Genomic DNA, 13,251 nt, shown 5'->3' on the forward strand with positions numbered 1-13,251 from the left:
GTCAGGCATCGAGCGCGCGGCGCATCCGGGCGATCTCCTCTCCGATGGCTTCCCCGCTCCGGAGGAGGCTGCCGCCGAGCAGATACACCACGTCGCTGCCATACATCGCGCGCATGTCGCTGGCCCGGTCCACGCTCATGCCACCGCCGGGGCTGGGCAGGATCGGGCGGCCCGGGCCATGGGGGTCGAGGCAGGCGGCCGCGATCGAGCGGCACTCCGCTTCCGAGAAGCCGAACCGGCCCCCCACGTTCGGGAAGACCGAGATGTCGGAGCCGGCGAGGCGCTGGATCGTGCCGAACATCACGCCGTGCGCGATGCCTGCGTCCTCGGGCAGGACGAAGGAGCCGAGGAAGCTCGGATGCGCCATGACGGGCATCGCCAGGGCCTCGTCCCGCGCGATCCGGGCGATCAGGCCGAAGCCGAAGAGCCCCGGCATGGTCAGGAGCCCATCCACCCGAGCCGCCTTGGCGAAGGCGATGGCCTCCTCGATCCGCTCGAAGGGTCCCGGCAGGGTGGCAAAGTAGAGCGGCCGCCGCCCGGTCTCGGCCTCGGCCCGGTCAAGCGCGGCTACGACCGCCTCGACGCGGGGCCGGAACGGCGCCATGCGCTGGTCCGAAAGGCCGTGATCCTCCTTGACGATGTCGGCGCCCCCGAGGGCGCAGAGATAGGCGATCCGGGCAAGCTCCTCGGCGCCGATTCCCTGGGGCTTCAGGACCGGCGCGATCAGGCCGCTTCCGGGCCGTCCAGCCAGGCGTTGGAGGCCCTCCACTCCGAAGCGGGCACCGGGATGGCGTCGAAGGATCTCCTCGCCCGGGTCGAGGTGGATGACGCGGATGCCTTTCTGGATCGAGGAGTTGCCGAAGACGACATTCAGGAGCTGGGCTATGTCCGGTCCCGCGCTGTCGGGGCTGTAGGAGATCGCCGCACGAAAGACACTGTCGCCCTCCGGACCGAGTTCCTCGATCCGGCCCACGATTTCGTCCCGGACATAGCCCTGGGGCACGACATCCGGGGGAACCTCCACCGTCTGCTCATGGGCGATCCCCTGGGCACGGGCGAATGCTTGCCGCGCATCGCTTGCCGTGATCCGGTAGGTGACGGTGAAGCGCGTCACAGGGCCTCCGCCTTCACCACGGAATGCACGGCCTCCACGCGCACGGCGTCGAGGTCCTCCTCCGTGATGCCGGTCTCCTGGCCGGTGAGTCGCTCGACCCCCCGAACCAGCGCGAGCGCATCGAGCCCGTAGTGTCGCATCAGGTAAGGGCGCGAGCCGCCGTGCGCGTAGGTGTCCTGAAGACCGAGCCGGACGAGCCGTTTCGAAAGCCCGGCCTCGGCCAGGGCCTCGGCCACCATGCTTCCGATGCCACCGGTGACCAGATGGTTTTCCAGCGTCACGACCCCATGCCGCACGCTGGCCGCGTGCTCCACGACCTGCCGGGCGTCGAATGGCTTATGCGTGCTAAGGTGCAGATGCCGTACCGAGACGCCCGCGCGGCCGAGGGCACCCCGCGCGCGAAGGGCCTCCTCCGTGGTGATGCCCGCGGTCACCACGAGGACGTCCGACCCCTCGGCCAGGACGCGCATCCGCCCGATCTTCAGCGGCGTCTCGAAGAGCCGGGGAACGGAGCCCCGCAGGATACGGCAGTAGACCGGCCCGTCGACGTTGTCCGCCTCGGCCACGATGCTCTCGACCTCGGTGGCGTCCCCGGCCTCGAGGACGGTCATGTTCGGGATCGCGCGCATGACCGAGATGTCCTCGATCGCCTGGTGCGTCATGCCGCCCGGCGTGGTCACGCCCGGCAGGAAACCCATCAGCCGCACCTTTCGGCGCGGATACGCGATGGAGGCCATGAGCTGGTCGTAGGGCCGGCGATAGAGGAACACGCCGAAGCTGTGGAGGAACGGCCGGAATCCGGCGAGCCCCAGGCCGCCGGCGAAGCTCAGCATGTTCTGCTCGGCCATGCCGAGGCTCAGGAACTGCTCCGGGTGGCGGTCCCGGAAGCCGTCCACCTCGCAGGAGGAGGTGAGGTCGGCAGACAGGCAGAGCACCTCCGGGTGCTGCACCGCGTAGCTCTCGAAGGCGCGGGCGTAGGGGCGGTTCACCATTTCCATGTCAGTGGACGCCCATATTGACGGGCGCCACGCCCAGTTCGGCCGCGATGGCCTCGTTCATCTCGCGCCGTTCCTCATCGCTCTTGAAGCGGACGTAGTGGAGGCGCGGGAAGCGGCGGCGGAGGAACTCCATGCCCTGCGTGGGCGAGGAATGGGCGAGGACGATAAGGGGCCGCCCTTCGTGCGGGGTTGCTGCGGCCTCGCGCAGCGCGCCCACGTCGTGCGCGTCCACCTCGGCTACCACGGCCCCGAACTGACGGAGCTTGGCCGCGATGTCGCCCACCTCCATGACGCTGTCCATGGCGCCGTCGCATTGCTGACGGTTGACGTCCATGATGGCCCAGAGATTGTCGATCCGGTGGAACGCTGCCGCCTGCACGGCCTCCCAGGTCTGCCCCTCCTGCACCTCGCCATCCGACATGAAGACGCAGACCTTGCCTGCCTCGCCCTTCCACTTCCGTCCCCAGGCGAGGCCTGCGGCGGTGGACAGGCCGATGCCGAGCGTACCGTTGTGCACCTCCATCCCGGGGCTGTGCTCGGCTCCGATCATCTCGACCGAGCTGCCGTCCCTGTTGAACTGCTCGAGCCCTTCGGGAGCCATCCGGCCGACCTCGATCAGGCAGGCGTAGGCCACGAGCGCGTAATGCGCCGGGGCGATGAAGAGGCGGTCGTACTCCGGCGCGAAGGGACCGTTGTAGCCCGCGCCGGTGACGTAATCCGGGTTCGAGGCGGAAGGCACCCCCGAGAAGGGAGGCGGGACCATCGGCCGCGTGGATGGGCCAAGGTTCAGCGCCTCGTTGTAGAGGAAGGCGAACTGTTCGGCCGCCGAGCAGGCCTGGCTCAGGTAGCCGCCGTTGTTGCGGATGGAATGCTCGAAGACCCGGCGGCGGATAGCCCCGGCGATGTCCTCGGTCGCTTTCTCGTTGCGCACATGAGCCTCCTCGGTTTGGGGGCGCGGGTGGCCCGCGCCCCCGAAATCGTTCAGTTCTGCGCCGGCGCGCTGGGCAGCGGCATCCAGTCCGGCGCCGCCACGTCAGCATGAGCGAAGGCGGGCAGCTTCGCCGCCAACTCTTCCATGTTGGTGATGCTCTCGTCGTTCAACTGGGCCTGCGTGATGAGAGTGGGGGGCACGATCACCTGCGCGCCCGGGTCCTCGTCGGCCATCAGCATGGCCAGCGCCCGAACCGAGACCTCGCCCACCACGGCGGGGTTGGTGGCGGCGGTGGCCTTCCAGGCCGAGCCGGGCTCGCGCATGGCGGCGATGTCGGCGGTCGAGATGTCGGCCGAGTAGATCGACACCTGGCCGGACATCCCCGCCTCGTCCACGGCGATCTTCACGCCCTTGGCGAACTCGTCGTAGGGGGCGAACATGACGGTGATGTTGGGATTGGCCGAAAGCACCGAGCGGGCCTGGTTCGCGACCGAGTTGGCGATGGGGTTGTCGAGGGTGCCGAACATCGCCACCTCGTCGATGCCCGGATACTTGGCCTTGAACTCCTCCCAGGTCTCGTTGCGACGGTCGAGGGGGGCGATGCCGGGGACGTAGACGTAGCCCGCCGTCCAGGCTTCGCCGTTGTCCGCGATGGCCTGCTCCAGCGCGAGGCGGGCGAGGTCGCGGTCCGACTGCTCGATCTGCGGGATCTTCTCGTTCTCGACGTTCACGTCGAAGGCCACGACCGGGATGCCGGCGTCCAGAGCGCGCTGTGCGGCGTCCTTCATGGACTCGGTGAGACCGTGCTGGATGACGATGCCGTCCACGCCCAGGGCGATGGCCTGGTCCACCATGTCGGCCTGGAGGGCCGCGTCCTGGCGCGAGTCGAGGACACGGAGGTTGATGCCCAGCGCCTCGGCCTGCCGCTCCACGCCCGACAGGTAGGCCTGGAAGAAGTCGCCCGTGGAAAGGTAGCGCACGAGCGCGATCTCCACCTCGCCGGGGTTGTCGAAGGGCGCGGGACGGTCCTGCGCGAGGGCGAGGCCCGGCGCGAGAGCCGCGCCCGCTAGAAGCGCCGCGAGCGTTCTTCTGTTCATCATCTCTCTCCTCCCATGGTTGGTCGTCAGGCGCGCCGGATCTGCTGTCCGGTCAGCGCGAAGGTGAACACGAGGGCCACGACCAGGACCGCGCCCTTCACGAAGTCCTGCGTGTAGTAGGGCGCGTTCAGCATGGTCAGGCCCTGGAGCAGGATGCCCACGAAGAGCGCGCCGATGGCCGTGCCGAAGGCGTTGGGCTTGGAGGCCCCCAGAACCGCGTAGCCGATCAGCGCCGCCGCAACCGAGTCGAGCAGCAGGTTGTTCCCCGAGGCCACGTCCCCTCGGCCGAGCCGCGCGGCGAGGAGGATGCCCCCGACCGAGGCTAGCACCCCCGAGATGACATAGGCCGCGACCTTGTAGCGTTCGACGTTGGTCCCGGCGAGCGCTGCTGCCTGCGCGTTCGACCCGATGGCATACATCAGGCGCCCGTGGCGCGTGAGCTCCAGGAATCCCCAGACGAGCACGGCGATCACGAGGAGGAAGACCACCGACAGCGGCAACACGTTCCAGAGCCGCAGGCGGCCGAGCGCGAGGAAGGCCGGGGAGAAGACCCCGGTCGCGTTGGTCCCGTCGGGGAGCGCCATGCCAGTGGCGATGGAGTTGCCTTCGGTGGGGATGCGCTGGACGCCCAGCAGGACGAACATCATGCCCAACGTGGCAAGGAGGTCGGGCACCTTCATCTTCACGATCAGGAAACCGTTGATCATCCCCACCGCCGCACCCATCAGGAGGCACAGCACGACAGCCGCCAGCGCGCTCATCTCCCAGACGACCATCACGTAGGCCGACAGCATCAGGGCCGAGGTGGCGACCGCTCCGATCGACAGGTCGAAGCCGCCCACGACCAGCGTGCAGGTCACGCCCAGGGCAAGGATGCCGGTGATCGCCACCGACTGGAGGATGAAGATCGCGCTGGGCAGAGTCAGGAAGCCACTCGCGGCCAGACCGAAGAAGGCCACGAGCCCTAGCATGAGCAGGATGAACCCGTAGCGGATCGCGAGGTCCCGAACGCTCATGCGGCGGCTCCCTGCTGGGCTTCGGTGACCTGCCGCATGACGGCGGAGAGGTCGAGGTTCTGGTTGCGGTGCTCACCTGCGAGGCTGTGCTCGGCCATCACCAGGATGCGGTCCGCGATCTCCATGGCCTCGTCGAGCTCGGCCACGAGGACGACGGTGGCGCGGTCCTTCGCGGTCGCCCGAACCTTGGCGCCGATGTCGCGGCGGGCCTGGATGTCGACGCCTTGGAAGGGCTCGTCGAGAACGAGGAGGCGCGAGGCCTCGGACATCCAGCGGCCGACGGCGACCTTCTGCTGGTTGCCGCCCGACAGCGTCAGGATGCCGTCCCGGGGCGAGCGGCAGATCACTCCCATCTCGCCCACCATGCGGTTCGCCATGGCGGCTTCCGAGCGCCAGCGGATGAAGCTGCCCCAGGAATGGCGGCGCAGGAAGGGGAGCGACAGGTTCCGCGCGATATCGAAGTCCGCCACCAGCGCGTTGGCGCGCCGATCGCGGGGCGACAGGAACACGCCCCGCGCGACGGCCTCGATGGGCGACGCGGGCGCATAGGGCGAGCCGTCGAGCGTCATCGTCCCGGCCAAGGGCGCCGACTGGCCGAAGAGCGCCGCAGCCAGGGCCGACTTCCCCGACCCAACGAGGCCGGTGATGGCCACGACCTCGTTCGCGCAGGCCGTGAGGTCGAAGGGCAGGGCGTCCTGGCGCAGGACGATCCCCGCCATCGACAGGATCACCCGCCCCGCTGCGGGGATGGAGATCGCCGCATCCGACAGGTCGCGGCCCAGCATGGCCCTCACGGCTCCCGCCGTGTCGAGCGGCTTCTCCTCGAACAGCCCGGAGACGACGCCGTCCCGCATCGACACGATCCGGTCTGCGATGCGACGGATGTCGGACATGCGGTGCGAGATGTAGAGGAGCGCCACGCCCTGTGCCCTGAGCCGATCGATCAGAGCGAAGAGGCGGTCCGCCTCGGCGGCGGACAGCGAGGAAGTCGGCTCGTCGAGGATCAGGAGCCGGGGCTTGTGCGCCATGGCGCGCGCGATGGCCACGAGCTGCCTGTCCGCGAGCGGGAGGCCTGCGACCGGTCGACCGAGATCCAGCCTGAGGCCGACCGCCTCGGCCACCCCCCGCGCACGCTGCCGGAGGGCCCGGCCCGAGGCTACGCCCACCGATCCATCGGCGATCTGGTCGAGAAGCAGGTTCGAGGCCACATCGAGATCGGGAACCACGCCATCGTTGATGTTCTGGTGGACCGTCACCACTCCGGCGCGCAGAGCTTGGGCCGGGGAAGCGGGCGCGAAGGGCCGCCCATCGAGCGTTACGGTCCCGGCATCGGCCGAATGGACGCCGCAGAGCACCTTCACCAGCGTGGACTTGCCCGCTCCGTTCGCGCCCATCAGTACCGTGACCGCCCCTGAGGGCAGGTCAAGGTCGATGCCCCGGAGCACCTGGTTCGGACCGAAGGCCTTGCGCAGGTCCCTGATGCGGATTGCCGGTCCCTCCAATGTTCCCTCCCCTGCCTCGGCACAGGCGAGCTCATCATCCGTCAAAAGTCAATGCGCTTTGACAAAAGACAAGATTGAGCCGATGCTCTCGGAAGGGCCCGGGGGAGGGGCCCGACGACTGGGAGGACGCCGATGAAGCCGGATGCCTATGTGCCACTCACCGCGGAGACGCTGCCGCAACGGCTGGGCGGCCTGCCTGTCCTGCGCGAGCGGTCGGGCGATCCCAGCACTTGGCGCGTGCGCGAGGTGGGCGACGGCAACCTGAACCTCGTGTTCATCGTCGAGGGCGAGACGGGCGGGATCGTGGTCAAGCAGGCTCTCCCTTACGTCCGGCTCGTGGGGGAAAGCTGGCCGCTGCCGTTGCGCCGGTCCTTCTTCGAGTACCATGCTCTCCGTCGCCAGGACGCGCGCGACCCGGGCCGGGTGCCCGAGGTGATCCACTTCGACGAGCCGCAGGCGATGATCGCGATGGAATACCTCGACGGCCACATCATCCTGCGGCGCAGCCTGATCGAGGGGAACCGGCACGAGGGGTTGGGCGAAAGCCTTGGGACCTTTTGCGCTCGCACGCTGTTCCGGGGCTCCGACCTGAGCATGGGCGCGGCGGAGCGGAAGGCTGACCTCGCGCTTTTCTCCGGGAACGTGGAGCTTTGCGACATCACCGAGGCACTGGTCTTCACAGAGCCGTATTTCGACGCGCCGCTCAACCGCCACAGCCCCGCCCTCGACCCCATCGTGCGGGAGCTGCGAGCCGATGCGACGCTGAAGATCGAGTCGCAGCGGCTAAAGACCGCCTTCGCCGCGCGGGCCGAGACGATGCTGCACGGGGACCTCCACACCGGATCGGTCATGGTGAAGGGCGACCTCGCCCGCGTGATCGACCCGGAGTTCGCGACCTACGGCCCGATGGGCTTCGATGTGGGAATGCTGGTTGCGAACTTCCTCATGGCCCACTGTGCCCAGCCGGGTCACGGCCCGGACCGTGCGGATTACCAGGAGTGGATCCTTTCCGTCGTCCGTACTCTCTGGGTCGGCTTCGAACGCGAGTTCACCCGACTCTGGCGCGCCGAACGCACGGGGATGCTGTTCCCCCGGACGCTGTTCGAGGACCAGGGCCAGGCCTGGGCGGCCGAAGCGGCGCGCGAGCGGTGGCTCGGACAGGTCTGGCGCGACGCCCTGGGCTTCGGGGACTGGAGTGCCACCGTCGCATCCTCGGGCTGGCCCACAACGCCGACTTCGAAGGCATCGAGGACGAGGGCCTTCGGGCCCGCTGCGAGGCCAAGGCGCTGGTGCTTGGCCGCGCGCTGCTGATGGGGCAAGGCGACATCGCAGGAGTGGATGCCCTCCTGGAACTTACTCGGACCATCTCGGAAAGGGACTGGCTATGAAGATCGACGGGAAAGCCTTCCGGTCCATCTGGCGCGAGGACGACGGCTCGCGCCGGGGGGTGGTGAAGATCATCGACCAGCGCTGGCTGCCCCACGATCTGCGGATCGAGCCCCTGCGGGATCGTGCGGCCTTCGCCGTTGCGATCCGCGACATGTGGGTCCGTGGCGCGCCGCTGATCGGGGCCACGGCGGCCTATGGCGTCGCGGTGCAGATGGCCCAGGACCCCTCGGATGCGTTGCTGGACGAGACCTGGGACGTCCTTCACGAGACGCGGCCCACCGCGATCAACCTCCGCTGGGCGCTGGACGACATGCGGACCCGCCTCCGTCAACTCCCGCCCGAGGAGCGCGCCGAGGCCGCCTATGCCCGCGCGGACATGATCTGCGAGGAGGACGTGGAGATGAACCGGAAGATCGGCGAGCATGGGCTCGCGATCATCCGCGACATCGCCGCGCAGAAGGCCCCGGGCGAGCCCGTCCGCATCCTCACCCATTGCAACGCGGGCTGGCCAGCGACGGTGGACTGGGGCACGGCCACCTCGCCCATCTACCAGGCGGTCGCGGCGGGCATTCCCGTCCATGTCTTCGTGGACGAGACACGGCCCCGCAACCAGGGCGCGCAACTCACGGCCTGGGAGCTGAACTCCCACGGCGTGCCCCATGACCTCATCGTGGACAATGCGGGCGGGCACCTGATGCAGCACGGCGAGGTCGACATGGTGATCGTCGGCACCGACCGGACGACCGCGAACGGCGACGTCTGCAACAAGATCGGCACCTACCTCAAGGCGCTCGCCGCCAAGGCGAACGGGGTGCCCTTCTACGTGGCGCTGCCTTCGCCCACGATCGACTGGACGGTTGGGGACGGCGTGAGGGAGATTCCCATCGAGGAGCGTTCGGGCTCGGAGGTCACGCATGTCCAGGGACGGGACGCTCAGGGCAGGATCGTCACCGTGCAGGTCTCGCCCGACGGCACGGGCGCGCGGAACCCAGCCTTCGACGTGACCCCCGCGAACCTCGTCACCGGCCTCATCACCGAACGCGGCGTCTGCGAGGCCAGCCCCGATGCGCTGGCCGCCATGTTCCCGGACCGCGCGCCCGGCCGCTAGGCGACGAGCATGGCCTCGGCCACGCTCGCCCCGGTGACAAGGTGCGAGACGTAGCCCCCACGGATCGCGGCGATCGAGGGGGCCACCTTGTCGTGGCCGGGAGTGACGAGAATGCCCATCTCGAGCCCCACGAGATGACCGAGCGGGATGCCGATCATGCGCTCCTCCATGTCGTCGGGGATCGGCTGCCCCTCGGCGTTGACGAAGCGTCCGCAGATCACGCCGGCCGCGCCTTTTGCGATGTTGCGCTCCAGATCGCCGGGCGTTGCGAGCCCCGACAGCACGATGTGGCTGTCGGGGAGGGCCGTGCCCGTGGAGAAGAGGAGCTTGTTGACGGTCAGGAGCTGATCGAGCTGCGCCCGGATGATCGGCTCGTTGCGGAGCTCGGCGGCCAAGGCGGGGCGGCTCAGGATCGCGGGGGCGTGCAGGTTGACGCACCGCGCGCCCAGTTGCTGGGCCAGCAGGGTCGAGCAGGTCTCGGACGTGAAGCCGTAGGGCGTCGCCATCGAGCCCACGAGCTGGAGGACCGTCATGCCGGGGATGCTGTGGGGCTCCAAGGCCTCGGCGAGGTCGTGGATCGTGCGTCCCCAGGCGACCCCGAGCCGGTCCCCGGGGGCGAGAAGCATGGGGAGCCACAAGGCGCCCCCCGTGACGACGCGGCGGAACCGCTCCTCCACGTCCAGGCCCTCGTCCGGGACCACATAGGCGGCGCGGAGGCCGAACCTGTCGCAGAGCGCCCGGGCGAGGCCATGCTGGACGAAGGCGGGGGAGGTGAGGGTGATGCGGATCAGTCCCTGCGCCCGCGCCTCCTGAAGGTGGTTCACCACGGTCGCGCGCGAGAGGCCCAGTCGGTCTGCGATCTCCTTCTGGTTCAGTCCGTCTTGGTAGTAGAGCCAGGCGACTTCGACCACGATATCGGGTCCCATGCCTCCCGCTGAGCGCCGTCGTCCCGTCGACATCCTGCATTCCCCGCCATTTGTCAGGCTTCCTTGACTTTTGTCGAAAATGGACCTCACGTCAAACCAAGACGAGAGAGGGGCAGGGATGTTCGAAAATCTGTGGCGCGACGAAGCGGCGGCCGAGTTCGAACGGGCGGCAGGTCCCGATCCAAAGGCCCGGGCCCTTGCGTTGCGAGTCTACAGCTCGCGCCTGATTGGCGGTGTGCCGGACCTCGTCATGCATGGGGGCGGGAACACCTCGATCAAGCTCACGGCGCAGGACGTCTTTGGGGACACCGTGGAGGTCCTGCACGTCAAGGGCTCGGGAGCGGACCTCGACTCCATCACCCCTTCGGGGTTGCCAGCAGTGCGCCTCGATCCCCTGCGCCGGCTGCGGACGCTCGACTCCCTTTCGGACGAGGACATGGTGAACGTCCAGCGAGCCAATCTGCTCGACAGCGCCGCGCCCAATCCTTCGGTGGAGACGTTGCTCCATGCCTGGCTCCCGGAGCAGGTGGTGGACCACACCCATGCAACGCCGTTCCTGGCATTGGCCAACCTCCCCGAGGCCGAGGCGGCGCTGCGCGAGATATTCGGGGAGCGGCTCGCCTTCGTGCCCTACATCATGCCCGGCTTCGCGCTCGCCAAGGCGGCCGCGGCGGTGCGGGACGCGCATCCTGGGGCGGAGGGGCTCCTGCTGGTCAACCATGGCCACTTCACCTGGGGAGCGACGCCGCGCGAATCCTACGACCGCCTGATCGACCAGACCAACGAGGTCGCGGCGTGGCTCGCGGAACGATCCCGCCCGGCGGCTCGGCCGGCGCGCGCGCGGCCGTCCGGGACCGACATGGCTTCCACCCTGGCGGCCCTCCGTGGCGTCCTGGCCTCCGCTCTGCCGAAGGATGCGGCCCTCCCCGTCCTCGACCTGCGCGACGACGACGCGACGCGCAGCTTCCTGGAGCGGCCCGACCTCGGAGAGCTCGCACGGCGGGGGGTCGCGACGCCGGACCATGTGATCCGCACGAAGGCCTTTCCGCTCCATCTCGACCGCGCCGCATGGGACGGCGGTCCCGAGGCCATGCGCACCGCGGTGGAGGCCTACGCTGCGCGCTACCGCGACTACTTCGACAGGCAGGCCTCCCGCGCCACGGGGCCCAAAACCATGCTCGCTCCAATGCCGGGTCTCGTCTGGGCCGAGGGGCTGGGCCTCGTGGGCGTGGGGGTAACCGCGGCTGCGGCGCGGATCGCGGCCGATCTCGGAACGCAGACCCATCGCGTCATGGCGGCTGGCGAGGCCGTGGGGGGCTTCATTCCCATCGGGGAGGCCGACACCTTCGACATGGAATACTGGTCGCTCGAGCAGGCGAAGCTCGGCAAGGGGGCGCGGCCGCCGCTCCAGGGGCGGGTCGTGCTGATCACGGGCGGCGCCGGGGCCATCGGGCGGGCGGCCGCCAAGGCCTTCGCCACCCAAGGCGCAACCGTCTTCCTGACGGACCGGGACGAGGAGGCCCTCAATGCAGCGCGCCGGGAACTGGGCCGTGACCATGGCGGGATCGCGGCCGACGTGACGGCCCCCGGTGCTGCGGCCGGGATCGTCGCAGCCTGCGTGCGCCGCTTCGGCGGGGTCGATATCCTGCTGTCCAACGCGGGCGCGGCTTGGCGTGGCGAGATGGCGACCCTCCCGGACAGCACCCTCCGCGAGAGCTTCGAACTCAATTTCTTCGCCCACCAAGCCATGGCGCAAGCGGCGGTGTCGGTCTTTCGGCAGCAGACGAAAGGCCGCGGGGCGCCCGCCATGGGCCAGATTCTGTTCAACGTCTCCAAGCAGGCCGTAAATCCCGGAAAGGGCTTCGGCGCCTATGGGCTGCCCAAGGCCGCCACCTTCTTCCTGCTGCGCCAACTCGCGCTCGAACTCGGCTCGGAGGGGATACGCGTCAACGGGATCAATGCGGACCGCATCCGCTCTGGCCTCCTCGACGAGGCGCTCATCGCGGCCCGCTCGGAGGCACGAGGCGTTACGCCCGAGCGCTACATGGCCGGCAACCTGCTGGGGCGCGAGGTCGAGGCAAGGCACGTAGGCGAGGCCTTCGTGATGCTGGCGCGCGCGGAGCGGACGACAGGCCATGTGATGACGGTCGACGGCGGCAACATCGAAGCCGCCCTGCGCTGAGCGCCCAGGCGTTCGGATCGGGCCCCCCTCGCAACGCTTCGAACCCCCGCCTGTGGGAGCATGCATGAGCTTCGGAAGCTCGTCTCCCACCACTGGCTCCTCGGTCGTGCGGGAACCCATGGCCCGACGCGGGGCCCAAGACGGCCGTCAGGCTACGTCTGCTGGCGGAGCCAATCGCCCCCATGTTGCGGGAAGCCTCCCTCGTGAAGGCAGGTCAGGCGAGCCTGGCGGGCGCCCGAGCGCGCGGCCGCCTCGGGTGGCGCGCCGCGCAGCCAGGCGGCGATGAATCCCGCGATGAAACTATCGCCCGCACCCGTTGTGTCGACGGGATCGACCCGCTCGGCCGGGATGTGCCACCTCCCCTCCGCTGCGATCACGGCAGCTCCGTCGGCGCCCCGCGTGACGACTGCCATCCGCGCTCCCTGACCAAGCCATTCGCGCCCGAGCCGCTCCGCGTCGTCGGCCGTCCCGGGATGAGAGCCAAAGGCAATCGTGAGCCCTTCGACCCCGAGGTTCCGGGGATCGGCATTGACGGTCAGGTCCTGCGACACGGACCTCCCCTCGAGGGCGAGCCGACGGCGCAGCGCGCCGCCGTCGTCGAGCCACCCGAGGTGGACGTGGTCGGCTTGGATGAGGCGGGAAAGCATCTGGGCATCCGGAGCATATCCCCGACAGACCCCGAAGTCCTCGTGCGCCAGCACGCGCTCGCCGTCGCGGCGCACCTCGATCTGCGTGACCGAGGTGTTGCCCGGCCGTACGACAAGGCCGCCCACGTCCACGCCTTCCTGCTCCAGGGAGCGGCGGACAAGGTCCCCATCATCGTCGGGCCCCACGGCGCCGAAATAGGCGGCAGCAACGCCTGCTCGGCGCGCCTGGACGGCCACGTTGAGCGCATTGCCCCGACGAGGCGCACCACGCGCCCATCCGAGGCGTAGCGCAGCCGGTCGATGCAGTTGTCGCCGACCGCAGCCAGTCGCGGCGCGCGCGC

At 69.3% G+C, this 13,251-nt stretch carries 11 protein-coding genes; 3 read left to right on the top strand and 8 right to left on the bottom strand.

Going from position 1 to position 13,251, the window contains the following annotated elements:
- Position 1: 1 nt before the first annotated feature.
- Genes RUMESO_RS04240 through RUMESO_RS04265 form a run of 6 tightly spaced genes read right to left on the bottom strand, consistent with a single transcriptional unit; the run spans position 2 to position 6,658 of the window.
- The gene (locus RUMESO_RS04240; protein ID WP_037278231.1) at positions 2 to 1,114 is read right to left on the bottom strand and encodes a RuBisCO large subunit C-terminal-like domain-containing protein; all 1,113 of its coding nucleotides are present in this window, start codon (positions 1,112 to 1,114) and stop codon (positions 2 to 4) included.
- Positions 1,111 to 2,112 carry a transketolase family protein gene (locus tag RUMESO_RS04245; protein ID WP_037278236.1) on the bottom strand — a complete coding sequence of 334 codons (1,002 nt, stop codon included), beginning with the start codon at positions 2,110 to 2,112 and terminating at the stop codon, positions 1,111 to 1,113. The genes RUMESO_RS04240 and RUMESO_RS04245 overlap by 4 nt, the downstream gene beginning before the upstream one ends.
- Position 2,113: 1 nt before the next feature.
- Positions 2,114 to 3,043, bottom strand: a complete 930-nt coding sequence (locus tag RUMESO_RS04250; RefSeq protein WP_037278237.1) for a transketolase — start codon at positions 3,041 to 3,043, stop codon at positions 2,114 to 2,116.
- A gap of 50 nt (positions 3,044 to 3,093) precedes the next feature.
- Complete coding sequence (locus RUMESO_RS04255; protein ID WP_211262780.1) at positions 3,094 to 4,143, bottom strand: substrate-binding domain-containing protein; 1,050 nt, start codon at positions 4,141 to 4,143, stop codon at positions 3,094 to 3,096.
- 23 nt (positions 4,144 to 4,166) lie between these two features.
- The gene (locus RUMESO_RS04260; RefSeq protein ID WP_037278242.1) at positions 4,167 to 5,156 is read right to left on the bottom strand and encodes an ABC transporter permease; all 990 of its coding nucleotides are present in this window, start codon (positions 5,154 to 5,156) and stop codon (positions 4,167 to 4,169) included.
- Complete coding sequence (locus RUMESO_RS04265; protein ID WP_037278245.1) at positions 5,153 to 6,658, bottom strand: sugar ABC transporter ATP-binding protein; 1,506 nt, start codon at positions 6,656 to 6,658, stop codon at positions 5,153 to 5,155. The genes RUMESO_RS04260 and RUMESO_RS04265 overlap by 4 nt, the downstream gene beginning before the upstream one ends.
- Positions 6,659 to 6,790: 132 nt before the next feature.
- Here RUMESO_RS04265 and mtnK point away from each other — a divergent pair, with 132 nt between their 5' ends.
- Entirely contained in the window at positions 6,791 to 7,969 is a 1,179-nt protein-coding gene (gene mtnK, locus RUMESO_RS04270; protein WP_245639137.1) for an S-methyl-5-thioribose kinase, read from the top strand.
- A 73-nt stretch (positions 7,970 to 8,042) separates the two neighbouring features.
- Positions 8,043 to 9,155: an S-methyl-5-thioribose-1-phosphate isomerase gene (mtnA, locus tag RUMESO_RS04275; RefSeq protein WP_037278247.1), complete on the top strand. Its 1,113-nt coding sequence runs from the start codon at positions 8,043 to 8,045 to the stop codon at positions 9,153 to 9,155.
- Here mtnA and RUMESO_RS04280 read toward each other — a convergent pair.
- Positions 9,152 to 10,081, bottom strand: a complete 930-nt coding sequence (locus tag RUMESO_RS04280) for a sugar-binding transcriptional regulator (RefSeq protein WP_245639138.1) — start codon at positions 10,079 to 10,081, stop codon at positions 9,152 to 9,154. The two genes, mtnA and RUMESO_RS04280, sit on opposite strands and share 4 nt — an antisense overlap.
- 118 nt (positions 10,082 to 10,199) lie before the next feature.
- Between RUMESO_RS04280 and RUMESO_RS04285 the strand changes: the two genes are divergently transcribed.
- A complete protein-coding gene (locus tag RUMESO_RS04285) occupies positions 10,200 to 12,263 on the top strand; it encodes a bifunctional aldolase/short-chain dehydrogenase (protein ID WP_037278250.1) in 2,064 nt (687 codons plus the stop codon).
- Positions 12,264 to 12,415: 152 nt separating this feature from the next.
- Here RUMESO_RS04285 and RUMESO_RS04290 read toward each other — a convergent pair whose 3' ends face one another.
- Positions 12,416 to 13,216 carry a PfkB family carbohydrate kinase gene (locus RUMESO_RS04290; RefSeq protein ID WP_281177534.1) on the bottom strand — a complete coding sequence of 267 codons (801 nt, stop codon included), beginning with the start codon at positions 13,214 to 13,216 and terminating at the stop codon, positions 12,416 to 12,418.
- Positions 13,217 to 13,251 lie beyond the last annotated feature (35 nt).

The organism is Rubellimicrobium mesophilum DSM 19309, from assembly GCF_000600335.2.
Classification (GTDB): Bacteria; Pseudomonadota; Alphaproteobacteria; order Rhodobacterales; family Rhodobacteraceae; genus Rubellimicrobium; species Rubellimicrobium mesophilum.

Excerpts from the sequence above, each read along its gene's own strand:
- RUMESO_RS04245 (WP_037278236.1), bottom strand. The coding sequence starts at position 2,112 with ATGGAAATGGTGAACCGCCCCTACGCCCGCGCCTTCGAGAGCTACGCG.
- RUMESO_RS04255 (WP_211262780.1), bottom strand. The coding sequence starts at position 4,143 with ATGATGAACAGAAGAACGCTCGCGGCGCTTCTAGCGGGCGCGGCTCTC.
- RUMESO_RS04260 (WP_037278242.1), bottom strand. The coding sequence starts at position 5,156 with ATGAGCGTTCGGGACCTCGCGATCCGCTACGGGTTCATCCTGCTCATG.
- mtnK (WP_245639137.1), top strand. The coding sequence starts at position 6,791 with ATGAAGCCGGATGCCTATGTGCCACTCACCGCGGAGACGCTGCCGCAA.
- mtnA (WP_037278247.1), top strand. The coding sequence starts at position 8,043 with ATGAAGATCGACGGGAAAGCCTTCCGGTCCATCTGGCGCGAGGACGAC.
- RUMESO_RS04280 (WP_245639138.1), bottom strand. The coding sequence starts at position 10,081 with ATGGGACCCGATATCGTGGTCGAAGTCGCCTGGCTCTACTACCAAGAC.
- RUMESO_RS04285 (WP_037278250.1), top strand. The coding sequence starts at position 10,200 with ATGTTCGAAAATCTGTGGCGCGACGAAGCGGCGGCCGAGTTCGAACGG.